Origin of the sequence: Domibacillus enclensis (assembly GCF_900156125.1) — a bacterium.
In the GTDB taxonomy this organism is placed as follows: domain Bacteria; phylum Bacillota; class Bacilli; order Bacillales; family Domibacillaceae; genus Domibacillus; species Domibacillus enclensis.
The window spans coordinates 168,595-191,518 of record NZ_FTLX01000007.1; the positions used below are offsets into that span (position 1 = coordinate 168,595).

At 47.4% G+C, this 22,924-nt stretch carries 26 protein-coding genes; 9 read left to right on the forward strand and 17 right to left on the reverse strand.

From position 1 onward, the window contains the following. Positions 1-7 precede the first annotated feature (7 nt). The 3 genes from BW952_RS14785 to BW952_RS14795 are packed head-to-tail and all read right to left on the reverse strand — an operon-like array spanning position 8 to position 1,630. Positions 8-487, reverse strand: a complete 480-nt coding sequence (locus tag BW952_RS14785; protein WP_045849471.1) for a DMT family transporter — start codon at positions 485-487, stop codon at positions 8-10. 12 nt (positions 488-499) lie between these two features. Continuing rightward, entirely contained in the window at positions 500-1,186 is a 687-nt protein-coding gene (locus BW952_RS14790) for a Crp/Fnr family transcriptional regulator (protein ID WP_045849472.1), read from the reverse strand. 18 nt (positions 1,187-1,204) lie between these two features. Next, complete coding sequence (locus BW952_RS14795; RefSeq protein WP_045849473.1) at positions 1,205-1,630, reverse strand: DMT family transporter; 426 nt, start codon at positions 1,628-1,630, stop codon at positions 1,205-1,207. Positions 1,631-1,811: 181 nt separating this feature from the next. Between BW952_RS14795 and BW952_RS14800 the strand changes: the two genes are divergently transcribed. Then, positions 1,812-2,579, forward strand: a complete 768-nt coding sequence (locus BW952_RS14800) for a MerR family transcriptional regulator (protein WP_045849474.1) — start codon at positions 1,812-1,814, stop codon at positions 2,577-2,579. Between the two features lie 94 nt (positions 2,580-2,673). Here BW952_RS14800 and BW952_RS14805 read toward each other — a convergent pair whose 3' ends face one another. After that, positions 2,674-3,198, reverse strand: coding sequence for an SRPBCC family protein (locus tag BW952_RS14805; RefSeq protein ID WP_045849475.1), 525 nt, complete (start codon positions 3,196-3,198; stop codon positions 2,674-2,676). 183 nt (positions 3,199-3,381) lie between these two features. On the opposite strand from BW952_RS14805, the gene BW952_RS14810 reads away from it, so the two are divergent. Both BW952_RS14810 and BW952_RS14815 read left to right on the forward strand, forming a co-directional pair. Then, entirely contained in the window at positions 3,382-4,200 is an 819-nt protein-coding gene (locus BW952_RS14810; RefSeq protein ID WP_414735773.1) for a YitT family protein, read from the forward strand. Between the two features lie 67 nt (positions 4,201-4,267). Beyond that, positions 4,268-4,693, forward strand: coding sequence for a YkvA family protein (locus BW952_RS14815; RefSeq protein ID WP_240514999.1), 426 nt, complete (start codon positions 4,268-4,270; stop codon positions 4,691-4,693). A 27-nt stretch (positions 4,694-4,720) separates the two neighbouring features. Here the strand turns inward: BW952_RS14815 and BW952_RS14820 are convergent, their stop codons facing one another. The 3 genes from BW952_RS14820 to BW952_RS14830 form a co-directional block, all read right to left on the reverse strand. Next, positions 4,721-5,245 carry a DUF2812 domain-containing protein gene (locus BW952_RS14820; protein ID WP_045849478.1) on the reverse strand — a complete coding sequence of 175 codons (525 nt, stop codon included), beginning with the start codon at positions 5,243-5,245 and terminating at the stop codon, positions 4,721-4,723. After that, on the reverse strand, positions 5,242-5,583 hold the full coding sequence (locus tag BW952_RS14825; protein WP_045849479.1) for a PadR family transcriptional regulator: 342 nt from the start codon (positions 5,581-5,583) through the stop codon (positions 5,242-5,244). Before BW952_RS14825 ends, BW952_RS14820 begins: the two co-directional genes overlap by 4 nt. A 118-nt stretch (positions 5,584-5,701) precedes the next feature. Next, complete coding sequence (locus tag BW952_RS14830) at positions 5,702-6,577, reverse strand: helix-turn-helix domain-containing protein (RefSeq protein ID WP_045852230.1); 876 nt, start codon at positions 6,575-6,577, stop codon at positions 5,702-5,704. Between the two features lie 117 nt (positions 6,578-6,694). Here BW952_RS14830 and BW952_RS14835 point away from each other — a divergent pair, with 117 nt between their 5' ends. The 3 genes from BW952_RS14835 to BW952_RS14845 all read left to right on the forward strand — a co-directional run bounded on the left by BW952_RS14835 (position 6,695) and on the right by BW952_RS14845 (position 7,987). Beyond that, the gene (locus BW952_RS14835) at positions 6,695-7,012 is read left to right on the forward strand and encodes an ArsR/SmtB family transcription factor (RefSeq protein WP_094031992.1); all 318 of its coding nucleotides are present in this window, start codon (positions 6,695-6,697) and stop codon (positions 7,010-7,012) included. A gap of 61 nt (positions 7,013-7,073) precedes the next feature. Then, positions 7,074-7,502, forward strand: coding sequence for a DMT family transporter (locus BW952_RS14840; RefSeq protein WP_045852228.1), 429 nt, complete (start codon positions 7,074-7,076; stop codon positions 7,500-7,502). Between the two features lie 14 nt (positions 7,503-7,516). Continuing rightward, positions 7,517-7,987, forward strand: coding sequence for a DMT family transporter (locus BW952_RS14845; RefSeq protein WP_045852227.1), 471 nt, complete (start codon positions 7,517-7,519; stop codon positions 7,985-7,987). 44 nt (positions 7,988-8,031) lie between these two features. Here BW952_RS14845 and BW952_RS14850 read toward each other — a convergent pair whose 3' ends face one another. From BW952_RS14850 to BW952_RS14870, 5 genes are all read right to left on the reverse strand, one after another. After that, a complete protein-coding gene (locus tag BW952_RS14850; protein WP_045852226.1) occupies positions 8,032-8,892 on the reverse strand; it encodes a PPK2 family polyphosphate kinase in 861 nt (286 codons plus the stop codon). 75 nt (positions 8,893-8,967) lie between these two features. Continuing rightward, positions 8,968-10,587, reverse strand: coding sequence for an amidohydrolase (locus BW952_RS14855; RefSeq protein WP_045852225.1), 1,620 nt, complete (start codon positions 10,585-10,587; stop codon positions 8,968-8,970). A gap of 97 nt (positions 10,588-10,684) precedes the next feature. Next, complete coding sequence (locus BW952_RS14860; protein WP_045852224.1) at positions 10,685-10,939, reverse strand: SemiSWEET transporter; 255 nt, start codon at positions 10,937-10,939, stop codon at positions 10,685-10,687. Between the two features lie 30 nt (positions 10,940-10,969). Continuing rightward, positions 10,970-12,430 (reverse strand): 6-phospho-beta-glucosidase BglA, encoded by a 1,461-nt coding sequence (gene bglA, locus BW952_RS14865; protein WP_045852223.1) that lies wholly within the window; start codon positions 12,428-12,430, stop codon positions 10,970-10,972. A gap of 13 nt (positions 12,431-12,443) precedes the next feature. Then, positions 12,444-14,330 carry a beta-glucoside-specific PTS transporter subunit IIABC gene (locus tag BW952_RS14870; RefSeq protein WP_045852222.1) on the reverse strand — a complete coding sequence of 629 codons (1,887 nt, stop codon included), beginning with the start codon at positions 14,328-14,330 and terminating at the stop codon, positions 12,444-12,446. 166 nt (positions 14,331-14,496) lie between these two features. Between BW952_RS14870 and BW952_RS14875 the strand changes: the two genes are divergently transcribed. The 3 genes from BW952_RS14875 to hepT all read left to right on the forward strand — a co-directional run bounded on the left by BW952_RS14875 (position 14,497) and on the right by hepT (position 16,155). Further along, positions 14,497-15,204 carry a GntR family transcriptional regulator gene (locus tag BW952_RS14875; RefSeq protein ID WP_045852221.1) on the forward strand — a complete coding sequence of 236 codons (708 nt, stop codon included), beginning with the start codon at positions 14,497-14,499 and terminating at the stop codon, positions 15,202-15,204. Between the two features lie 134 nt (positions 15,205-15,338). Further along, positions 15,339-15,755, forward strand: coding sequence for a type VII toxin-antitoxin system MntA family adenylyltransferase antitoxin (gene mntA, locus BW952_RS14880; protein WP_094031989.1), 417 nt, complete (start codon positions 15,339-15,341; stop codon positions 15,753-15,755). Next, positions 15,748-16,155, forward strand: coding sequence for a type VII toxin-antitoxin system HepT family RNase toxin (gene hepT, locus BW952_RS14885; RefSeq protein WP_045852235.1), 408 nt, complete (start codon positions 15,748-15,750; stop codon positions 16,153-16,155). The genes mntA and hepT overlap by 8 nt, the downstream gene beginning before the upstream one ends. A gap of 76 nt (positions 16,156-16,231) precedes the next feature. Here hepT and BW952_RS14890 read toward each other — a convergent pair whose 3' ends face one another. The 5 genes from BW952_RS14890 to BW952_RS14915 all read right to left on the reverse strand — a co-directional run bounded on the left by BW952_RS14890 (position 16,232) and on the right by BW952_RS14915 (position 22,899). Further along, complete coding sequence (locus tag BW952_RS14890; protein ID WP_045852220.1) at positions 16,232-17,890, reverse strand: ABC transporter substrate-binding protein; 1,659 nt, start codon at positions 17,888-17,890, stop codon at positions 16,232-16,234. Positions 17,891-17,909: 19 nt separating this feature from the next. Then, on the reverse strand, positions 17,910-18,815 hold the full coding sequence (locus BW952_RS14895) for a carbohydrate ABC transporter permease (RefSeq protein WP_045852219.1): 906 nt from the start codon (positions 18,813-18,815) through the stop codon (positions 17,910-17,912). A 14-nt stretch (positions 18,816-18,829) separates the two neighbouring features. Then, positions 18,830-19,795 carry an ABC transporter permease gene (locus BW952_RS14900; RefSeq protein ID WP_045852218.1) on the reverse strand — a complete coding sequence of 322 codons (966 nt, stop codon included), beginning with the start codon at positions 19,793-19,795 and terminating at the stop codon, positions 18,830-18,832. 178 nt (positions 19,796-19,973) lie between these two features. After that, a complete protein-coding gene (locus tag BW952_RS19725; RefSeq protein WP_052698538.1) occupies positions 19,974-21,080 on the reverse strand; it encodes a response regulator transcription factor in 1,107 nt (368 codons plus the stop codon). Further along, positions 21,073-22,899, reverse strand: coding sequence for a sensor histidine kinase (locus BW952_RS14915; RefSeq protein ID WP_045852217.1), 1,827 nt, complete (start codon positions 22,897-22,899; stop codon positions 21,073-21,075). The genes BW952_RS19725 and BW952_RS14915 overlap by 8 nt, the downstream gene beginning before the upstream one ends. Between the last annotated feature and the right edge of the window lie 25 nt (positions 22,900-22,924).

Sequence of the window (22,924 nt, forward strand, 5' to 3'; positions counted from 1 at the left end):
GCAGCCATTACCCGGCCTGCCGCTTTGTTTTTGTTTCTGTATTTGGTTCCTTCGCGCCGCCAAGCTTGAATACAATAATTCCTGAGACAATGACTAGCACCCCAATCAACTGCTGCCATGTGAAAGGAACCTTTTCCAGCCCCATCCAGCCGAATGTATCCCAGACGAGCGCAAAGCTAAGCTGGGAAATCATCATAATGGAAACGGCAAAAGTCGGGCCGAGCCGCTTCATGCCCTGCACAAGACAGGTGACCACCCCGACACCAATCAAGCCGCTGAACCAGAACCACATTTCCATCGGCTTTGGTGCGAATAATCCTGCTCCTTCAAAGACTAGACCCATCACAAGTGACGCCGCAAAGCCCATTCCGAGCACAAGCGCTGTTGTCGCCCAGGAGCCGGTCCGCTCATTCACCCGGCTGTTAAATACATTTTGCATGCCGACGAGCGCACCTGCCGCGACCGCGAAAAAAAGACCGATTGCCATGTGTACCCTCCTTCATTTTTCATAAATACTTTGTCCCGAAGCTTCATAAAGCCCTTCCCGGTCCTTCACAACAACTGAGCCTCTTTTTCGTTCGATCCAGCCATTTTCGCTAAACGACTGAAGTACCCGGTTCATGTGGCGGTAGCTCGTGCCGATCAAGTTGGCTGCATCCTTTAAGCTGGCCGTACTGAGCGTCTTTCGTTCCTCCGACGAAACCGACAGAAGATAGCTCGCCAGCCGGACATCGACCGAATGCATTAAGTGAAAGCTTAAGGACGTCGACTTCACGTAAAACTTCCGTGCAATAATGTTCAGCATAAAGCGGAGAAACGGCGGATGCTCGTCTGCGTGCTGCTTCAGCCGCGTATGGTGAACACCGATCATCACAACCGGCGACACCGCTTCAACGGTGTTAATAATATCTGTTTCTTCAATATATTCAATATCGCCGATCACTTCCGGAGGCGTCTTAAAAGAAAGAATCAGCGTTTTCCCTTCAGCGGAATTCGTGTACACCTTTACCTTGCCTTTGACGAGAACATACACATATTCCAGCGCCTGCCCCTGCACACAAATCCATTCGCCCGGCTCAAACAGGTAAAGTGATAGATAGGGCGCAAGCGACTTCGGAAAGACGTCCTCCATTTGATGAGCCCGGACGTATGCATTCAGCTGATCGCGATCCGCTAGTTCCTTCATACTCATTCCCCCAGCCGGTTACATTTTTAACATGACAACACCTGCTGCCATGAGCAGGATGCCAATGATTTGCGGAAGCCGGATCTTCTGTTTTTTCACGCCGAACCAGCCCATTCCGTCAATCACAAAGGTGAAAAGCAGCTGCGCAATGAGCAGCGATGCAATCGTCAATGTCACGCCCACATGCTGAATGGCGGTGACGTTGCTGAAGATCACAAATGCAGCCAGCCCGCCGCCCATTAAATAAAGCGGATGCACCTGCTTTAACTGTACCGCCGTGCCATCCCGCACAAACAAAAAAATAAGCATAGCGGCCACAAAGCCCGTCAGCTGGGTGAGTGTGGCAGCCTGCCACGTCCCGATCGCGTCACTGATCCGGGCATTCGCCACCCCCTGCAGCGTAATAAATGCGCCCGCTAAAAAAGCAAATACAATGCCTTTCATCTGTTATTCTCCTCAATTATTCATTTCTTACTATTAAAAAGCAAACTGTGCATCGTTGAAAAGGACATATGTCCCAAATAAAAAAAGAATTTTTTTATTACATTTTTTCACAAACTCTCAAGAAATTCTTGACCTTCACGCAGCGTCAGCCTTTAAGATAAGAGCATCAGGAGGGCTGCTTATGGAATATACCATTAAAAAGCTGGCGCAGCTGTCCGGCGTCACAGTCCGGACTTTGCGCTATTACGATCAGATCGGGCTATTAAAGCCGGCAAGGATCAATTCATCCGGCTACCGCATTTACGGAGAAGCGGGGGTCGACCGGCTTCAGCACATTTTGTTTTACCGGGAGCTGGAGGTTCCATTGGAAAGCATTCAAGTGATACTGGATGACCCGGCCTTCGACAAAACCGCAGCGTTACAATCTCATTACACGAAGCTGCAGCAAAAGCGCGACCGCCTTGACACCATTTTAGCGACCATCGAAAAAACCATAGCCTATCAGGAAAGAGGGATACCGATGCAGGACAACGAAAAATTTAACGGCATGAAAGAAAAAATGATTGAGGAAAATGAACGGACCTATGGAGCTGACATTCGCGAAAAGTATGGCGACGAGGTCATCAATGCCAGCAATACGAAGCTAAGGGGCTTGTCTCAGGAAAAATATGAGGCGATGCAGGCACTGGAGCATAACCTTCTTTCTCTGCTTCAACAAGCTTACGCAACAGGTGATCCCTCTTCAGAAGACGCACAAGAACTTGCCGCCAGGCACAAGGAGTGGCTTCTGTATTCATGGCCAAGCTACTCAAAAAAAGCACATGCCGGTCTTGCAGAAATGTATGTGGCGGACGAACGGTTCACCGCGTATTACGATCAGCACGTCAAAGGCGGAACGGCATTTCTGCGGGACGCGATTCTCATTTACACAGGCGTTTCCAGCGACTAAAGACGAAGAAAAGAGGCGCTTTAAGCCGCCTCTTTTCTTCTATATTCCCATCTCTTCAGATGCTCCATTATATGAAACATTGAACTGAAAATGCTTAGATTGATTTAGACTGAAGCTTTGCCAGCAATTGATCGAGGTGCTCAAGCTGAGAGGAGAACCCCTGAACCATGCCCATATCCATCACTTGCTGAAGTGCCTCCTCTGAAGCGTAGCGGGACCGAAAGATCAGCTTCGTCTCCTCTCCGATTTCTTCAAACAGGATGGTGCTGTGTGTCGACGGCATTTCCTTGCTTTCTGACCCTTGTTCATCTGAAAAATAATCAGTGTATACGATTTTTTCAGGTGGAACTATTTCATGGAAAACCCCTTTTCCCCAGGACTCCATCCCGTAGAAATCCCCCTGGTCCTTATCTGTACAGCGCATGCAATAGTGCCAAACGCCTCCGGGCTTAAACTCAAATTGACGATTTTCCGTTTCCCAGCCTGCTGGCCCCCACCAGGCTTCTACATGATCTGAAGATGAAAAAACCTGAAAGACAAGATCACGGGGTGCTGCTACGATTCTTTCCATAATCAGGTCGCTGCCTTCTACCTTCACCATTACCGTTTGATCCGACACAATCATTCCTCCTCATGAATAGATACTTTATCTATTCGCCGTTTCCTCGCCTTCTTCCTTTCGCAGAAGCGTCTTTCTTTCCCATTATGGTAAACTGAAAAAAGTGTTCTTTTGCCAATTAAAACAAAGAAGGAGAAAAACGTGAAGAAAAACAAAACATTTGAAACCGTACGGAAAGTGATCATGATTGTACTCGGGGCCGTCATTGCCGCTTACGGCCTGGAAGCGGTTCTTATTCCAAACAGCGTCATTGATGGCGGCGTGACGGGCATCAGCATTATGGGGTCCTACGTATTCGGGCTTCCACTGGGTGTTTTACTGTTCATTTTAAATCTGCCGTTTGTGTACCTCGGCTACAAGCAGGTCGGAAAAACTTTCGCGATTATGAGCATCGTCGGCATCGCGGCCCTTTCGATTTCGACCGTTCTGCTGCACCATGTCACCATTATTTTAGGCCCGGAAGACCCGCTCCTGATTGTGCTGGCAGGCGGTATATTTCTCGGTGTCGGCATCGGTATTGTACTCCGTAACGGCGGCGCGCTGGACGGATCGGAAGTATTGGCTGTGCTGCTTTCGCGCAAAATCCCTTTTTCCGTCGGAGACATTATTTTATTCCTAAATGCCTTTATTTTTATCGGCGCCAGCTTTATTTACGGCCTTGAAAGTGCCCTTTATTCCGCTATTACCTACTACATCGCGAAAAACGTTATCGACATTATTCAAGTCGGGCTGGAAAAATCGAAATCGGTGCAGGTGGTCAGCGCAAAATCTGCTCAAATCGGTGAGGCCATTGGCGCACGCTTAGGACGCGGAGTTACATTCACGCAAGGGCGCGGCGGCTTTTCCAACGAACCGACAGATATTTTGCACTGCGTTATTAACCGCATGGAAGAAAACAAACTCGTCTCGATCATTAAAGAGCATGATGAGAATGCCTTTGTGGTCATCTCTGACGTATCCGAAGTACGCGGCGGCAACTTTAAAAAGCGTGACATTCACTAACGAATTTTTTCTTGTTTAAGGAAACTTTTTTAAAGGAAAAGAAGTATACAGAAGCAAGGAGTGGATGATGATGTGGTTGAAAAAAAAGAAAAAAGAAGAATTCGAACAGCAAATCGAAGGAAAAGAGCAGCACTATACAGATGAAAAATTCACGAATAAGCTGACCGCATCCGGCAGCAATCTCGGACAAAAAGCCGTATATGCCGCGCTGCTTTTATTTGAAGCATTAAAAAGCTCGAAGCTGCCGACAAAAACGCGGCTGACCATTCTCGGCGCACTCGGCTATTTGATCCTGCCGGCGGATGCTGTGCCAGACTTTCTGCCGGCCGTCGGTCTTGTTGATGACGCCGCGATTATTGTGACCGCGCTCGTCACAGTCTACAATATGATTGATGACGATATGCGACGCGCTGCCCGCGACCGGATGAAAAGCTGGTTCGGCGACCGGTATGACGCTGGACAAGCAGAAAAAGAGCTTGATCAGTCTTTATGACAAAAAGAGAGGCGGCCGCCTCTCTTTTTATTTTTGAAGCTTGCTCAGCTTAAATGTATAGCCGAGATAAGGAAGACCGGTGAACACGAGGGCAATGAGTGAGAAAACAAGCAGGATAGAGACCACACCCTCTGCCAGACCGCCAATACCCCATTGGCTCATCCACCATAATACTAGTGTGAACAATAAAGCCACGACCGCGCTTTTGCCCATCAAACGCTGCTCGGACCGATACTTTTCGACCATCGTCTCGATGTCAGAGTAGATAGGCGCTACGTCTTCCGGTGCACTAAAAAGATGAATGGAGTCGCCTGCTGAACCTTCATGCGTCCAGCCCGCTTCTTCAAAATAAGCGAAATAATCTCGATCCGGCTGCTTCCGGTAGTCAATCGCGTATTGCAAGTGTGCCGGCTCCCCTTTACGGAGTGTGTAACCCATAGGAGAAAATTTCTCAAACAGCCATCCTTTCTGTGCAAGTGAAGCCAATCTCTTCATATCCCTTTCTTCATCAAACGCCAGGCCGCCGCTCATCACATACTTTGTTTGTTTCATTTTGATTCGTCCCCTTCCCATTTTAAAATTCCTCTGGCATGCTGAATCATTTTTTCTCGTCTTTGAATGTCCTTTTTCAACAGATTAAGTCCTTTTTGTGTGGCAATGTACGTTTTCTTTTTGTCCTGATCCTCACCGAGCTGTTCAATCAACTCCGCTTTCAGCAACTTTTTAATCGTGGTGTACATGGAAGCCGGTCCAATTGCAACCTGCCGATCCGTCAGCTCTTCAATCGTCTTCATAATTAAATAGCCATGACGCGCTTCCACTAACGAAAGTAAAATGTAATAGGACGTATCGGTCAGTTCACCAGATTCCAGCGCATCTTGTCTTGCCATACTCCTAGCCCCCTTTTTATATCATTTAACGATATATCATTAAATATAATATATCGTTAAATGATATAACTGTCAATAAAAAAACCACTGACGCTAAAATAGTCAGTGGCCCCTTCATTTACTCGCTAAAATCCAGATTAACCGGCTGCTCCGGGAGCAGGTTTTCTTGCAGCATGTTGGTCACAGCCGTTTTTTCATCCACAATGTCAAAACAAAAGCCATCCGCCCATACGCTGCCGCTGCCAATCAAAAGAACGCCAAAGTGGATAGACTCACTTTCCTCCGGCACATCCAGCACGATCATATAATAATTCCAATCCGTGGTCCCGCTAATCGAGCGGCTGTCCATGTTGTCGAATTGGAGAGAGTCACCTGCCGAATTGTCGACACGCATCCATGCGCCACACTTAAAGGCATCCTCTGTTTTTAAGTAACAGAAAAGCTTCAGACGCTTGCCCTTGAATTCCTTTGCCTGAAACCCTTGCATCATAGTACCGAATTGCTGCTCATTTGCTTCTTTTCTTCCATGAAGCAAACCTGAACCAGTTCCCGTGTGGAATACCGTTGTATCTAGTGTCAGTTCATACAGCTCTGGATTCGACCCACTTAAGCTCCACCCAGCTACCTGCTCCGTTGTTTTCATCTTCTCCTTCTCCTCCATTCTGATATCCTTCATCCATTTTCGATACTTCCCAGGCGGTAGACTGTACTGCTCTTTAAATGCTCTCGTAAATGCCTCCTGCGATTGAAACTGAAACAAAAAAGCAATCGTTAAGATCGATTCATCCGTATGAAGCAGCCAGGCTGCGGCTGTAGCCAGACGGCGTGTTCGAATGTATTCTCCAATGGATTTTCCTGTTTCCTGCTTGAAAATCCGAAGCAGATGATATTTGGAATAACCTGCGGCACACGGAAGCTCAGCCAGCCGGCATTCTTCTGTTAAACGTTCTTCGATAAACGTAATCGCCCTTTGTGTTGCTTCACTATAATGCACTCCGCTCACCTCTCTTTTATCCTACCAAGTTTCCTGCGCCTTTTTTTGATCAAGATTGCGAAATGTACTTGAAACAAATTCATTTACATATCGAGATTTATCGATTAGTATATGTATATGAAAAATCCAGTTGAACTTTTTAAAGTGCTGAGCAACGAAACGAGACTTGATATGTTGAAGTGGCTTAAACATCCAATGGAGCATTTCGATCAGCCAGCCGAGCTTCTCTCGAAAAGCTTGAATGAAAGAGGTGGCATTTGCGTCGGAGATATTACGGAGAAAGCCGGCTTGTCACAGTCTACGGTCTCGCATTATTTAACGATGATGCAGAAGGTGGGCCTGGTCGAATCAGAACGCCATGGAAAGTGGACGTACTACCGCCGAAATGAAGAGCGCATTCAAGAAGTCGCCGCATTTATTGAAAAAGAGCTTTAACGTTCTTTTTCATCCGTTATAAATCGATTTTTCTCGAAATAAAGATATGAGGTGAAGCAGAATGAAACTAATGATATACGCCGCAGCCCTTTTTGCAGGCATGTCCTTAAGTATAGAAGGCGCGATTTACGGAGAGCTTGGCAAATCGATCGGAAAGCTTGAAAGCAGCTTTTATAACTTTTTTGTTGGAACCATCATTTTAGCTGTTGTTCTTTTATTTTTTGGAAAAGGCTCACTTTCCCATACCTTTAAAGCACCGAAGTGGCAGCTGACGGGCGGGCTGCTCGGTATTTTTTATTTAACCATTTTAATTGTCAGCATTCCGCTCGTCGGCGTCGGCCTCTCTATGATCAGCGTCATCGTCGGTCAAATGATCATGAGCATTGTGATTGAGCACAAGGGCTGGCTCGGCAGCAGCCCCTCAAAGATTCAAAAAGAAAAAGCTGCGGCTGTTGTGCTAATGGCCGCCTCATTATTTTTAATTTTTTAAGGAAGTGAAGCATCATGTCGATTCTTATTTTAGCTGCCGCTGTGATTGGCGGGGTTTTACTTAGCGCTCAGTCATCCATTAATGGCGCCTTCAGCAAGCAGGCCGGGACGTATGAAAGCACCTTTCTAACGTTTGCATCCGGTGCACTTGTTTTGTTTGTCGGAATTTTGTTTTTTGGGCAGGGGGATATTTCCGCGATTTTGGATGCACCGAAATGGCAGCTGAGCGCCGTTTGGTTCGGTGTTGGCTATTTGTTTCTGACGGTCCTTGCCGTGCCGAAGATCGGTGTCATTGCTACAAATATTTCTACGGTTATCGGACAGCTGTCAATGGGCATTCTTATTGATCATTACGGCTGGTTTGGCGGCCTTCAGATTCCATTTGACTGGCAGCGTGGCGTAGCGATTGTCCTCATGCTGGCCGCTCTTCGGCTCATTTACATCGCAGACCGGAAATCAGCCCTTCAAAAGAAACAAGCGGCTTAAATCAAACAAGCACACGGCTCAATCCGCCGTGTGCTTGTTTGACGTTATTCATTTTCCAGCAATTCAATATATTCATCCAGCTTTTTCCGGTCTTCGTCTGTGATTTCCGGGAACTGCGGATCAATTTGCTCCAAACAGCTGATCATCACTTTTGTAATAATGTAGCGTGAATACCACTCATCGTCCGCCGGCAAGATGTACCACGGGGCATATTCCGACGACGTATGACTGAGCATTTCCTCGAAGATTTCCTGATAGTCATCCCAATGTTGCCGCTCCTCCACATCACTGAAGGAAAACTCCCAGTTCTTTTTCGGGTCCTTCATACGCTCGAGCAGCCGCTTTTTCTGTTCATCCTTTGAGACATTGAAGAAAAATTTAATGACATGAAATCCGTTTTCGTCCATGTACCGCTCAAAGTCGTTAATTTGGCGGAACCGGACTTTCCATACGCCTTCTTTATCCGTAAAATCCGGAATGGTTTCGTCTCCAAGCAGGTCGTGAAGTCGCGGAGCAATGACTTCCTCATAGTGAGAACGATTTAAAATGCCAATCTGTCCTCTTGCCGGAAGCCCTTCATGGATTCTCCACAAGTAATCATGGCTGAGCTCTGTATCGGACGGCTTTTGAAAAGAAGTCGTTTTCAAGCCCTGCGCATTTAAATTGGAAAAAATATAGCTGATCGCTTCATCCTTGCCTGCTGCGTCCATCGCCTGCAGCACAACGAGAATGCCTTTTTTCGAATCGGCATGAAGCCGCCAGTGCAAGTCCTTTAAATGTGCCACACTTCCTGGAATATGCTTTTCAAGCAGTTCTTCCTCTGTCATTCCATGATCTTCTGATGCTGCATATTTTTTCAAATCCACAGACTCGCCGGCTTCTACCTTGTATCGATTAATATCCATATGTCCTCCTGCATTTTCCCCCACACCAACCAGAGCCGTGAAATAAAATGGTTATTTTCCCCTTACCTACCCCTTTCAGTCATCGGGCAAACGGCTGGACTGCTTTTCTCCTGATTCTGACCGTTCAAAAACAATGCGGCCATCCACCACTGTTTTCACTGCCTGCGCGGTACGCATTTCCTCTGATGTGCCTGTAAATAAATCCCTGTCAAAGATAGAGAAATCCGCTGCGTAGCCTGTTTTTATAAAGCCGCGCTCGTGCTCTTTTCCAATTGCCTGAGCACTGCCGTACGTGTAAAGCCGGACTGCTTCAAAGCGGGACAGCCCTTGATCCTCTCCCCAGCTCTCTTGCTGCGTGCCCGGTTTTTTCCGTTCAACAGCGGCATAAACAGTATCAAGCGGATTAAGGCTTTCAATCGGAGCATCGGTGCCGGCAGCACACATAATGCCTTTTTGCAGGAGCGTTTTCCATTGATAGGCGCTGCTGATCCGATCTTTTCCAAGCCGGTCGATCACCCAGGGAAAATCAGATGGCACAAAAGCCGGCTGAATATCAATCACGACCGGCAGCTGCGCCAGTCGATCCAGCAATGAGTCGGTCAGCACACACGCATGAATGAGCCGGTCCCGCTTGCCTGCAGGAGCCGGATGCTGTTCAATCGCGGTCAGCACCTGCTCTGCGGCGCGGTCACCGATAATATGGACCGCCACTGCTTCTCCATACCTTCTCGCCAGCTTAACAAGCGCTGCCATTTCTTCATCTGTATGGATGAGCAGCCCATTATTTTCGGGCTGATCGGCGTATGGCTCGTTTAAAGCAGCGGTCGAACCGCCGAGTGCCCCGTCAGCAAAAATTTTCATCGCACCCGGTTCAACAAAAGGCTCATCATATACTGTTTCTGCTTTCATCATGTCTTCAAACACTTCATGATGGCGAAGCAAATTCACACGAAAAGGGCGCTTTTCGCTTATCACCCGCTTAAACGCTGTGAGCGGATTCGTGTACACACCGAAATAGTGCAAATCCTCCGTGTGCCCGCCGGTTAAGCCGTACGACAGCATTTCCTCCACTGCCCGTTCCAAAACGTCCGTCAAGTAATCGACATACGCCTCCCCCTTCTTGGGGATTGCATCCGTTACGAGCTCCATTGCTTTGTCATATAAAAGACCGTTTAATGCGCCCTTTTCATCCAGCCCGATTTCACCGCCAGCTGGCGGGATGCGGTCAGCATCAATTCCTCCTGCCGCAAACGCCGCTGTGTTGCCGAGCGCCGCGTGATGACACACTCTTGTTAAAAAAATCGGTTCCCGGCGAATCGCGTCAAGCTCTTCCATCGTCGGGATGCGCGGGTCGACAAAGCTGTTTTCATTCCAGCCTTCCCCGAACAGCCACTGATCCTCGGGTGTGCGGCTCGCAGCTTCCCTGACCAGCTCGAGCATTTCCTCGGCTGAAGACGCCCCGGATACATCAAGCCGGACAAACGTCTCGCCTTCATACAGCATATGCAGGTGGCTGTCCACAAAACCCGGATACATCACGGCCCCTTCCAAATCCACATACTCATCGGCCTGTGTACTCAGACGTTCAAAAGTACCCGTATCGATAATGTCGCCAGCCTCAACGAGCACTGATTCAACTGTTTCGTCCTCTCGTTCCATCGTGTAAATGGTTCCGTTGTGCCATAGCTGCTTCATGAACATGGTCCTTTCTTTCGCTCATCATTATCCTTATTATACGAAAAAAAGCGCCAGTCCCCCAGCGCTTTGACGCAGTGGGGGACTGACACTCGTTTTAACGGTACTTCAGCTTTAATCGCAAAATAATGAGCGCGAAAAACAACGTAACCGAGTTAGCAAGAATAACAGGGAGATCGTTTGTAAACACGCCGTACACAACCCAGAGGGCGAGGCCCGCTGCGAACATGCTGTACATGAGCAGCGAAATGCCTTCTGTGTTTTTTTCTTTCATCGTTTTAATCGTCTGCGGCAAAAAGGAAAGCGTCGTTAAGGAAGCACCCAGTATGCCGATGATCGTAAACAGGCTCATGTTCTGCCTCTTTTCTTTGAAGATAACCGGTTAGTTGGCGGCTTTTTCTTTTTCCGCTGTTACACCGTTTGATGCAATGACGCCCTTGTACCAGTTAAAGGAATCCTTTTTCGAGCGCTCCATGGAGCCGTTTCCTTCATTGTCACGATCGACATAAATCATGCCGTAACGTTTTTTCATTTCGCCCGTTGTGAAAGACACGATATCGATAATGCCCCATGGTGTGTAGCCCATTAAGTCGACGCCATCATACGTCACCGCTTTTTCGAGCGCTTCGATATGCGATTTCAAGTAATCAATTCTTGAATCGTCGTGAATCGAGCCGTCTTCTTCCACCGTATCAATTGCCCCGAAGCCGTTTTCCACGATAAACAATGGAACCTGATAGCGGTCATAAAAACGGTTCAGCGTGTAGCGTAAGCCGGTCGGGTCGATCGACCAGCCCCAGTCGCTCGACTTAATGTACGGATTCTCAATGCTGTTTGGCAGTCCGCCATTGACAATATCGCCTGTATTGTCGTTTTCCACATCACTTTTAACCGTTGTGGACATATAATAGCTGAAGCCTAAATAATCCACTGTTCCATTGCGTAAAATCTCTTGATCGCCATCTTCAAATGGAATCGAGAAACCTTCCCGCTCGAATTCCTTCAGCGCATAGCTCGGGTAGTAGCCACGAACGTGCACATCCGGGAAGAAGTAGCGCTGTCTCATCATTTCTTCGGCGAGCATCACATCTTCCGGGTTCGATGAGTATGGATAAATCGGCACGTGTGATACCATCGCCCCGATTTGGAAATCCGGATTAATCTCTTTTCCTTTTGCGACCGCCAATGCGCTGGCTAAAAGCTCATGATGCCCTGCTTGATACATAATCTCCTTGGCATTCTCGCCTTCTTTCACAATCACGCCGGAATTCGTCCATAAAAACAGCGGGTTGTTGACATCCATCTTGTTGTTAATTTCATTAAATGTCATCCAATATTTCACCTTGTCCTTGTAACGCGTAAAGCAAACCTCCGCGAAGCGTGCGAAAAACTCGGTTACTTTCCGGCTTCTGAAGCCGCCGTATTCCCGCGCCAGGTGAAGCGGCATTTCAAAGTGGGACAGCGTAATTACCGGCTCAATACCGTGCTTTAACAATTCATCAAATACATCATCATAAAACTGAAGGCCTTCCTCGTTCGGCTCCAGCTCATCGCCTTTTGGGAAGATACGGCTCCAGCCGATCGACGTGCGCAGGCACTTCAAGCCCATTTCCGCAAACAGCGCAATATCTTCCTTGTAGCGGCTGTAAAAGTCAATCGCTTCATGGTTCGGGTAAAACTCATCCGCTTCCACTTTATCGGTAATTCTTCTCGCCACGCCATGCTCGCCCGCTGTCAATACATCGACAACGCTCGGGCCTTTGCCGCCTTGATCCCATCCGCCTTCAAACTGGTGGGCAGCTAACGCGCCGCCCCATAAAAAGTCTGCTGGTAATTGTGCCATGTTGTTGTCCTCCTTATTTTACAACCGTTAGAAGCTTTTGATTCAATACGCTTTCGGTCGTTTCTTCCATAATGACTTCTTCGTAAGCCGCTGAGTTTGTGACGATCACCGGTGTAATGGTCTGCAAGCCGTGCTTTTCGATCAATGCCTGATCAAACTCCACCAGCACATCGCCTTTTTTAAACTCATCGCCTTCTTTAATATGCAGCGTAAACGGCTCGCCGTTTAATTTCACCGTATCAAGTCCGACGTGCACGAGCAGCTCGACGCCTGTTTTTGAGCGGAGGCCGATCGCATGCTTGGTCGGGGCTACCATCACAACCGAGCCGTCAAACGGTCCGTGTACTTTATTATCTGATGGAACAATCGCAAATCCTTCCCCCATTGCACCCGAACTGAATACTTCATCCGGCACATCTGACAGTGACACAATTTGCCCGCTTAAAGGAGCGTGAACGGCTTCTTCGTTTACTTGAACAGAAGCGGTGTCTGTGCTTTTTTCTGGAGCAGCCGGTTCTGCCGTTTTTGCTGTATCTTCTCCATAGCCGAAAATTTGAATTAATACCACTGGAAGGATGATCGCAATCGCACACCCAATTAAAATCCCCCAGATAGATGAAGGGTAATCTGCATTAATACCATTCACAATCGTCAGCGGGCCTGGTAGACCTGCATAAGCGAAGTAGTATGGCGTGAAAAAGCTTGCCACAACGGCGCCAATCGCACCTGAAATACAACCGAAGATAAATGGCTTTTTAAACCGGAGTGTTACGCCGTAGATAGCCGGTTCGGTAATTCCAAACAGCCCGGTAATCCCGGCCGATACACCGACCTTGCGTGTTTCCTGGTTTTTCGCCTTCAATACAACGCCAAGGACCGCTCCAACCTGCGCAATAACGGCAATCGTCTGATACGCCTGGAAGGAATCCCGTCCGTACAAATCATAATTCGCCAAAACCATCGGCGTAATGCCCCAGTGGACACCGAAGATCACGATAACCTGCCAGAATGCGCCAATGATCGCACCTGCCAGTGCCGGTACATTTTCAGCCAGGAAGTTGTAGCCATTCGCAATACCTGTTGCACCCGCTGTTGTCACCGGTCCGATAAATGCAATCGTAATCGGCACCATAATAACAAGACATAGCAATGGCACGAACAGAGGTCTGATCACTTCGTTCATGCGCTTGTTTAAGAAGCGCTCCAGATAAGACAAAATCCAAACTAAAAACAATGGAGGCAGAACAGATGACGTATAAGTCGTTTCTGACAGCGCCAGTCCAAAGAATGAAATCGTATTTCCTTCTGCAATCTGCGCCGCCATCTCTGCCCACGTCGGACTGACAAGCGCCGCACTGCATGCGACCGCAATATACATATTGGTTTTAAAATGCTGCGACGCGGTAATCGCGATGAAAATTGGCAGGAACGTAAACGGTGCCCATGAAATAAAGCTGAACACTTGATACGTGCCGGTTTCTGTGAAGCCGTCAAAAAACAAACCAATTAAAATAAGGGCTCCCTGCAAAATCCCCGCTGCCGCCAAAATGTAAATAAACGGTGCGAATACTGCAGACATGGTCGCAATAATCCGGTTGACAATCGTTCCTTTGTTTTCGCTTTCAATTTCAGATGACTGAATGTTCGTCATGCTTGAGAATGCCTCAAACACTTCACCAACGTGCTGACCGATGACGACCTGGAACTGTCCGTTATTTTCCACGACAGTGATAACACCCGGCATTGCCGCTACCTGCTCCTTCGCTTTCGGATTCGAACGCTTCAGCACAAGCCGGAGACGAGTCGCGCAGCGTGTCGCGCCAACGAGATTTTCCTCGCCGCCGACTGCTTCTAAAATATCACCCGCAAGCTGTTTATAATCTCTTACTTTACTTGACATAATGAACCTCCCTTGATCTTTTGTATATTCACATTATAATTGTACCGGTACAATTAATCAATAACCAAATAATAATTTTGTTTGCGTTTAATTTAATTGAAGGGTCTTTTGTAAAATTGTGTTATAATACGAGCAGAACGAAATATGGAACAAATGAGGATTTTATATGTTAAAGTATCAGCAAATCGCATCAGACATTGAACGATATATTGAAGAAAACGCCCTGCAGCAAGGCGATAAGCTGCCTGTGCTAGAGGCGCTGATGGCCCGCTTTGAGGTGAGCAAAAGCACGATTACGAAATCACTCGATCTGCTGGAGAAAAAAGGCGTTGTTTATCAGGTAAGAGGCAGCGGCATCTTCGTCAGACGCCACAAACGAAAGGGCTACATCAGCCTTTTGTCCAATCAAGGATTCAAAAAAGATCTGGAGGGCTTCCAGATCACCTCGAAAATTATTGAATTCGATGTACGAAAACCGACGCAGGAAGCAGCGGACAATTTAAATATCAGCCAGGAAGAAGACGTTTATTATGTGAAAAGGGTCCGTTACATTAACGGCCAGACACTGTGCCTCGAGGAATCGTACTACAGCAAATCGATCATCACCTTTTTAAACAAAGAAATTGTCTCTGAATCGATCTTTGACTACATTCGGGAAGGACTCGGCTTAAACGTTGGCTTTTCCGACATCTACTTGCAGGCTGGCCGGCTGAATGAGGAAGAAGCCGGTTATTTAGGACTGGAAAAAGGGTTTCCAAAGTTTTACGTCGAAACGCTCTTTCACCTGACAAACGGGCAGCCCTTTGACTTCTCCAAGGTCACCTACAACTTCGAGCAGTCCCAGTTTTTTATCCAGGCAAACGGCCCGCTTTAAAAAAAGGTGTCAGTCCCCCGCCGCGTTAAAGCGCTGGGGGACTGACACCCTTTTTAATCGTAATCGTTTTAAAACAGCCCAAGTTTCGCGTACAATAACGATAACAAGTGAACGCAATTTGAAAAAGGACGGTGATGTTCGTGCTTGCAGAAGAAACGAAAACAAGCTTGATTGCAACCATTGTCCAAACTGTTGACCCGGCGTTTATTATTTTGTTTGGTTCGTTTGCTAAAGAAAGAAACCGGCCGGAAAGCGACCTGGATCTTGCTTATTTTAGCGAGAAGGCACTGTCTTCATATGAACGTTTCGAGTTAGCAGGAGAACTTGCGATTATCACCGGCCGGGAAGTGGATTTGGTCGATTTAAAGAAAGCGGACACCATTTTTACGATGCAAATTTTTTCACAGGGAGAACCAATTTATGTGAAAAATCAAGAGGTATGGACCCAACAAAAAATGCGAGCATATAGTATGTATGCCACTTTAAATGAGCAGCGTAAACCGGTTCTTGATGCCATAAAAAAAAGAGGAAGTGTATTTGGTCATGAATGATGTGGTGTTGAACAAAACAGCGACGATTGAGCGCTGTTTAAACCGGATTCATGAAGTATATGACGGAAACCCCAAAAACTTAAAGGATTTCACAAAACAAGAGAGCATCATTTTAAATATTCAACGTGCTTGTGAAGCAAGTATTGATCTTGCAATGCACGTGGTGAGTGAACGAAAGCTCGGTGTACCGAGAACAAGCCGTGAAGCGTTTCAGTTATTAGAAAAGGCTGGCTTATTGAATCCTCTTCTTTCTAAAACGATGATGAACATGGTCGGGTTTCGCAACATTGCAGTTCATGATTACCAGGCACTGGAGCTTGATATTTTAGAGGCAATTTTAGAAAAGCATATAGATGATTTCAAGGACTTCCTAAAAGTGATGCTGGGGTTGGAAGGCTGATCAAAAAGAAGGGTGTCAGTCCCCCGCCGCGTTAAAGCGCTGGGGGACTGACACCTTTTTTACACCCTTTTTGTTTTTATTTCCAAAGCTCCACTCGATTTTTAACCATTTCGGTGTAATCGGCTTCGGCCTGCTCAACGCCCGCTTTTTCCAGATCAGCCATGAATTCATCCCATACTGCGTCAAATTCGGCCGGATCCGCCAGAATAGCTTCTGGAATCCGTTTCTTCACAATATCCATTGATTTTTGCATGATCAGCTCAAGATCAGACCCTGCTTCCACCGGCATGTTGTAGGCAGCTCCCCACGGCTTAACCGGAAACTCTTCCTTCTGCGGGTACAAATCCTTCCACATTTCCACATCGTAATTCGCCAGAACTTCTTTTTCAACGTCCGTGTACGCATTTTTAATTTGATCGGGACTGGCAATCGAATACGTTTGGCCTGTTGAATCAGTTACACCATCACCATAAATAGGGGCGAATCCTTTTAAAACACCGATGCCTGTTTCTTTCACGTAGTTTGCATTGTTGTTGCGCTCATTCATTTCCTCGTCAGAAATCACACGCTTGCCGTCTTCGATTGTATAATGCTCGCCTTCAATTCCCCAGTTTTGAAGAATTTGACCTTCTTCAGAGGCTAGATAATCAAGGAATTTAATCGCACGAATTGGGTCCTCGCAGTCCACTGTGATGCCGATGCCCCAGCCGCCCAGGTAGCCTGTATCCTGGAAGTTGGCGTGCTTGTACTCTTCTGTCAATGTCACCGGGTACATGCCATGCATCCGTTCTGCCTTGCCTGATTCACGAAGAGCACGCTGTGCATCCGCTACTTCCCAGTCTGTGTCGATCAAGCCGATCGTACGGCCTGATGAGATTTTTGCCAGATACTGATCATATTTCTGCACGAAGCTTTCTTTATCAAGCAGCCCTTCCGCATTCATATGGTTCAGCCATTTAAAGTATTCCTTTTCTGCCGGACGTCGGTAATGCATCGTCGCTTCATGTGTGTCTGGATCAATATAAAATTCGCCGTCATCCGGTGCACCTGTTGCGTAAAAAGCCGGATTGGTCGTTGAAATCATAATGCGCCAATCATCTGCCAGCAGTGACAGGCCAATGGTTGGCTGTCCATCGATGGTTGGGTTTTTCTCCTTGTATTCTCGAATCGCATTTTCAAAATCCTTTACCGTCCGAATCTCCGGATAGCCCAGCTGCTTGACGACATCATGCTGCAGCATAAAGCCAGTGCCTGGCGCCCAGTAGGTGTGATCCACCGCTGCAGTTGGCAAAATATAAATCGATTCGTCTTCACCGCTCCACTTTAAGCGACTGAAATAATCGCCGTAAATTTTTTGCAGGTTTGGCGCGTGTTCTTCGATAAGATCGGTTAAATCAATAAGGGCCCCTGCGTCCACCAGCTTGCCCGCATTCCCTTTCGGTGCAATCAAATCCGGATACTCGCCGCTCGCGATCATAAGCGGGATTTTCTGCTCACCGCCCGCTACGTCAAACTCAGGCTCCAAAGTTACCTCTGTTTTTTCTTTCACGATCTGGCTAACCGGGCTCTCCATGTTGTCCCACTGTGAATGAGGGTCGGCATTGAACATCGAGAACGTAACCGGTCCGGTGGATTCTTCTTTTGTATTCGCTGAATCGTCTCCCTGACAGCCCGCCATCATTAGCACGGTTCCCATAATAAAAGCTGCACTTGTTTTTTTCCACTTTGTCTTCATCGTTTTCTCCCCTTTATCATTAGCTTTTTACTGCACCGAGCGTCATGCCCTGTACGAAGAACCGCTGTAAAAATGGATACACGATTAAAATCGGAATAATCGTTACCATTGAGATTGCCATTTTAATCGACTCCGGGGAAACAGCGGCGGCTGTTGATTCCTGCCCCTGTGTACTCCGAAACGCATTTGCATCGGTGGAACCGACTGTCGTGTTCTGCAAAATCTTCATCAGCTCAAATTGAAGAGTCGTTAAATCCGGATTGGAGCTATTGTATAAATACGTATCAAACCATGAATTCCACTGGCCAACTGCGATAAACAGGGCAATTGTCGCCAGCACCGGCGTACAAAGCGGCAGGATAATGCGCCAAAAAATCGCGAAGTCATTGGCACCATCCATTTTCGCTGATTCCTGCAAGGCGAACGGCAGACCATCCATAAATGAACGGACGATAATAATGTTAAACGCGTTCACCATTCCCGGCAGCACGTATACCCAGAAGGAATCGACCAGGTGTAAATCGCGCATGAGCATATAGCCTGGAATTAATCCGCCCGAAAAATAAAGCGTCAAAACGAGTACAGTAGAGAACATTTTTCTTCCTTGAAAATCCCCTCTGCTTAATGTAAAGGCTACCATAGCGGACGAGAAAACGCCCAGCACCGTTCCGATCACTGTCCGAAGGGTCGAGTTCATAAAGCCGGTTACCAGGTTATCGTATTCAAAAATCGCCTGGTAGTTGGCGAAAGTGAACTCCCGCGGAAAAATCGTAATGCCGCCTCTGACTGTATCGGTCGATTCATTCAATGAAATCGCCAGTACGTTTAAAAAGGGGTATAGCGTAGCCAGCAAAACCACCGTTAAAAACAAGTAATTGACGATGTCAAATAAACGGTCATCCCACCCTTTCCGGCTTCCAGTCATGTGTGTTCACTCCTTTACATTACACTTTGATTGGCAAAGCGCTTGAAAATGCCGTTTGCAAGAAACAGCAAAATAATACTCACCAGTGAATTGAATATCCCAATGGCGGTCCCGTAGGAAAAGCGGCCAAGCCCAATTCCATAATTCAAGGCATACAAGTCGAGTACTTCCGCATAATCGACAACCGTCGGATTACCCAATAAAAACTGCTTCTCAAATCCAATGGTAATCAAATGCCCGATGGACAAAATCAAGACGACGAGAATCGTCGGCCGAATACCAGGAAGCGTAATGTGCCAGATCTGGCGCAGCCGGCTCGCTCCGTCGACCTTCGCTGCCTCGTAAAGCTGCGGGTCAATGCCCGCCATCGCTGCGAGGAAGATAATCGAGTTCCAGCCCATTTCCTTCCACAAGTCTGATAAGGTGACGATCACCCAAAACCATTCGCCTTTTGTCATAAACTGAACGGGTTCGCTGATAAGCCCGGTTGTCATTAAAAGCTCATTGACCACCCCGCCATCTACGGAAAGCATTTTCGTTACAATCCCTGCGACAACCACCCACGACACGAAGTGAGGCAAATAGGAAACGGTTTGCACCGTCCGCTTAAAGGATTGAACGCGGACTTCATTCAGGAAAATAGCGAAGATAATCGGAACAACAAACCCGATTAACAACCCCATAATGCTCATCGCGAGTGTGTTGCGAAGCACAAGATAAAACCGTTCATCTTGAAAAAGGGTAATAAAATGCTCAAGGCCGACCCATTCCTGCTCCCAGAAGGACCGTGCCGGCTTGAAATCCTGAAACGCCATCGTCCAGCCCCAAAGCGGCAAATAGTTAAATACAAGCACCCACAGCACGAATGGAACAGACATCGCATATAAATACTTTTGCTGTTTCATCGTTTGCCAGAAGGGGCGCCTTCTTTTAGCAGAACGGCCCGCTTTTGAATACGCTTTCTTTTCAACCGTCTCCACGTCATCTCCTCCTGTTCTATAGCTTTATTTTATAAAGAAAGCGCTTTTATAAATACCTGCTTTTTTTCGTCAAAAATCATGTCAAAATTAAAGAGGCGGAACGATCAAAAAAAAGCCGAACGACTGCGAGTTCGCATGACCGTTCAGCTTTTCCCATTCGAAACCTTTTGCCCCAAGCTTATTTTCCATGCTGATGCTTAAAGGCGGTCGGTGAGACACCCGCATGTTTTTTAAATTTCCGGTGAAAGTAATCAACGTTGGCATAGCCGACCTTTTCTGCCGCTTCGTACACTTTATACCCTTCGTTCAGCAGCTCTTTCGCTTTTTCGACGCGCACTTTATCTACATACGTATTAAAGTATTCACCTGTATGACTTTTAAACAGCTTGCCGAGATAAGCACTGTTGTAGTTAAAGATGCCGGCCAGCGTCTCAAGCCTTAAGTTTTCGCTGTAGCGGGCATGGATCAGGTCGGTCATTTTTTTCATCTGGCTGTCGGGCGTCCCGTCATCCATCACTAATAGAATAGAAGCAAAAAACGCGCGGCAGACGTCCTGCAAGGCAGCGAGCGATGAGGCGGCAAATACATCGCCAGCCTTTGAGCCGACATCCAGCAGCTCCGTTTGCTTTTTCGGATGCGCCGCAGCCATCTTATTGATGATCTGACTGCAAAGCGAAGCCGCTTCTTTTTTCACTTCCTGTTCCGGCGGTCTTCTGGCCCTCCAGTCCGCGACGGCTTCTTCTAGCATGATGTCTACAGCATCTGCATTGGAAGCTTCGAGTGCAAGGCAAAAACGGTCCCGATACATACCTGGATTCCAATCCGAGAGCACCGGTTCAACAGCTTCGGTCTCTGGTGTCAGTACGCTTTGCTCTTGAACGTAAAAGGAATCTGCTAGTGCTTGCTCACGCGGCGGCAAAGAAGCCTGAAGCTCAATCAGCTTATCAATCAGTTCCTCTTCATCAATCGGCTTGAGCAAGTAAGCTTCTGCCCCGCAGCTGATCGCTCGTTTGGCGTAGTCAAAATCGGCATAGCCGCTGAGCAAAATAAACCGTGTACGTTTGTTTTGGTCGCGAATGTTTTCCAGCAGTGTAATGCCGTCCATCTCCGGCATTTTGATATCTGCAATGATCAAGTCCGGCTTTAAAGACTGGAATTTTTTATAGCCCTCTTTTCCGTTGCGCGCCAGCCCCGCCACCTCGTATCCGTACTTTTCCCAGTCAATCAGTGTACGCAGTCCCTCCCGAATCATCGGTTCGTCGTCTACAATGAGCACACTACGCATCTCGTCCCTCTCCTTTTAACGGAATCACAAATTGAATCATCGTGCCTTCTCCTTCCTGGCTTTCAACTTGTAAGCCGGCTCCCCTTCCGTATGTGAGCAGCAGCCGCTGATGAACATTCCGCAGGCCGATTCGAGCTTCTTCCTCTGTATCGTTAATGAAGTGCTGGACCTCTGCCAGACGCTCTGCGGCAAAGCCTTTTCCATCATCCTTCACGACCACCCGCAAACCACTCGTTTCTAAGTGGACAAAAACCGAAACAGTGCCTCCCTCTCCTTTATCTTCAAGCCCGTGAATAACAGAGTTTTCAACGAGCGGCTGAATAATGAGCGGCTCAATTAACAGCCCTTTCGCCGCTGGATCGAGATCTAGCTTATAGGAAAGGCGCTGTTCATAGCGGAACGACTGAATGTCTAAATAGCAGCGGACCATTTCCATCTCCTGCTCGACCGGAATCGGCCGCCCGCCCGTTTCGATGCTTTTGCGCATCAGCTTTCCGAGAAGCTTGACGATGCCAGCCGCTTCCTTTGCCCCTTCCATATGGGCTTTCATGCGGATGGATTCAAGCGTGTTAAATAGGAAATGCGGATTAATCTGGCTCGCCATCATCTTCAGCTTAATGTCCGACTGGTTTTGCTGAAGCTCTACTTTCTGGCGATTGGTTTCCTTTAACGTCTGGATGGAGGCATTCAGCTCCGCCACCATATGCTGAAACTGGCGGGAAAGCTCACCGATCTCATCCTTTCCGTCCATTTCAACGCTGGTTGACAAGTCTCCCTTCGCGACCAGCTTGATTTTACTGCTCAGCTCTGCCAGCCGCTTTGAAAACAAATGCGACATAAGAGTGATAATTCCGAAGGCGGCCAGAGCAGCCAAAAAGGTAATCAACGCTCCTTTGGCAGCCAGTGTATTCGCATTCCCGACGATATGATAATGTTGAACCGCTGACACGACACGAAGACGATTCTGGCTTAATTCATCCACAACAATATCACTTGCAATAATTTGTGACTTGCTTCCGTCCACGACAGCTTCATACAACGCCTGTCCTTCCTTTTCTTCACTATTTTCCAGCACGCTTCCGAGCTTTTGCCCTTTTTTCGTTTGATCATTTGAGGCGACAACGTTATCGTGCTCATCCACAATCATCGTTAAGTACATTTCCTGATTCAGCATCCAGTCCAGAACAGCCGGCTTGATCGTGATCATTAAAACGCCGAATGTTTTTTCTTCTAAAAAGTTCATGCGCCGGATCAAGCTTAAATACGGATGGCCTCCGTTTGTTTCATCCTGTACGTAATACCATTTCATGAATCCCGCGTTCGCCTCGGCTTCTTTATACCAGGCACGTTCCCGGATCGTCTCTGTTACCGGAATAAACTCCCAGTTGTTGATCATCGTGTCATTTTCTATATACATGCGCATCGACTGAATGTCCGGATAGTACTGTTTATAATAAGAAAAGACATTGAATTGGCGATAGGCCTGCACAACGTCAAATGTGCTTGTAAACCGTGTATTTACAAGCGTTCTAATCCGGTCCTCAAACATGAGATTATTCGAGACAAACACAGGAACTCGCAGCACCTCTGCCGTCCGCTGCCGCACCCGTTCATTGTTGAGTGCCGCCTGGCTAATCGCTTCATCCAGCGCATCTTCACGCAATTCGTTCGTTAAATAAATTCCTGCTGAAATGATCGGCACGACGACGACAATCAAGAACAGCCAAATGAGTTTTTCCGGCAGTTTCATGTTATTAAAGCGCTGCAGCAGCCATTTCTTCACTTTTTCCACTCTCCGCCCTTCGGTAAGCGCTTCCATATTTCTTCTCCTTATTTTAACATGA

Excerpts from the sequence above, each read along its gene's own strand:
- BW952_RS14785 (WP_045849471.1), bottom strand. The coding sequence starts at position 487 with ATGGCAATCGGTCTTTTTTTCGCGGTCGCGGCAGGTGCGCTCGTCGGC.
- BW952_RS14790 (WP_045849472.1), bottom strand. The coding sequence starts at position 1,186 with ATGAAGGAACTAGCGGATCGCGATCAGCTGAATGCATACGTCCGGGCT.
- BW952_RS14795 (WP_045849473.1), bottom strand. The coding sequence starts at position 1,630 with ATGAAAGGCATTGTATTTGCTTTTTTAGCGGGCGCATTTATTACGCTG.
- BW952_RS14800 (WP_045849474.1), top strand. The coding sequence starts at position 1,812 with ATGGAATATACCATTAAAAAGCTGGCGCAGCTGTCCGGCGTCACAGTC.
- BW952_RS14810 (WP_414735773.1), top strand. The coding sequence starts at position 3,382 with ATGATTGTACTCGGGGCCGTCATTGCCGCTTACGGCCTGGAAGCGGTT.
- BW952_RS14815 (WP_240514999.1), top strand. The coding sequence starts at position 4,268 with ATGATGTGGTTGAAAAAAAAGAAAAAAGAAGAATTCGAACAGCAAATC.
- BW952_RS14820 (WP_045849478.1), bottom strand. The coding sequence starts at position 5,245 with ATGAAACAAACAAAGTATGTGATGAGCGGCGGCCTGGCGTTTGATGAA.
- BW952_RS14825 (WP_045849479.1), bottom strand. The coding sequence starts at position 5,583 with ATGGCAAGACAAGATGCGCTGGAATCTGGTGAACTGACCGATACGTCC.
- BW952_RS14835 (WP_094031992.1), top strand. The coding sequence starts at position 6,695 with ATGAAAAATCCAGTTGAACTTTTTAAAGTGCTGAGCAACGAAACGAGA.
- BW952_RS14840 (WP_045852228.1), top strand. The coding sequence starts at position 7,074 with ATGAAACTAATGATATACGCCGCAGCCCTTTTTGCAGGCATGTCCTTA.
- BW952_RS14845 (WP_045852227.1), top strand. The coding sequence starts at position 7,517 with ATGTCGATTCTTATTTTAGCTGCCGCTGTGATTGGCGGGGTTTTACTT.
- BW952_RS14850 (WP_045852226.1), bottom strand. The coding sequence starts at position 8,892 with ATGGATATTAATCGATACAAGGTAGAAGCCGGCGAGTCTGTGGATTTG.
- BW952_RS14855 (WP_045852225.1), bottom strand. The coding sequence starts at position 10,587 with ATGAAGCAGCTATGGCACAACGGAACCATTTACACGATGGAACGAGAG.
- BW952_RS14860 (WP_045852224.1), bottom strand. The coding sequence starts at position 10,939 with ATGAGCCTGTTTACGATCATCGGCATACTGGGTGCTTCCTTAACGACG.
- bglA (WP_045852223.1), bottom strand. The coding sequence starts at position 12,430 with ATGGCACAATTACCAGCAGACTTTTTATGGGGCGGCGCGTTAGCTGCC.
- BW952_RS14870 (WP_045852222.1), bottom strand. The coding sequence starts at position 14,330 with ATGTCAAGTAAAGTAAGAGATTATAAACAGCTTGCGGGTGATATTTTA.
- BW952_RS14875 (WP_045852221.1), top strand. The coding sequence starts at position 14,497 with ATGTTAAAGTATCAGCAAATCGCATCAGACATTGAACGATATATTGAA.
- mntA (WP_094031989.1), top strand. The coding sequence starts at position 15,339 with ATGTTCGTGCTTGCAGAAGAAACGAAAACAAGCTTGATTGCAACCATT.
- hepT (WP_045852235.1), top strand. The coding sequence starts at position 15,748 with ATGAATGATGTGGTGTTGAACAAAACAGCGACGATTGAGCGCTGTTTA.
- BW952_RS14890 (WP_045852220.1), bottom strand. The coding sequence starts at position 17,890 with ATGAAGACAAAGTGGAAAAAAACAAGTGCAGCTTTTATTATGGGAACC.
- BW952_RS14895 (WP_045852219.1), bottom strand. The coding sequence starts at position 18,815 with ATGACTGGAAGCCGGAAAGGGTGGGATGACCGTTTATTTGACATCGTC.
- BW952_RS19725 (WP_052698538.1), bottom strand. The coding sequence starts at position 21,080 with ATGCGTAGTGTGCTCATTGTAGACGACGAACCGATGATTCGGGAGGGA.
- BW952_RS14915 (WP_045852217.1), bottom strand. The coding sequence starts at position 22,899 with ATGGAAGCGCTTACCGAAGGGCGGAGAGTGGAAAAAGTGAAGAAATGG.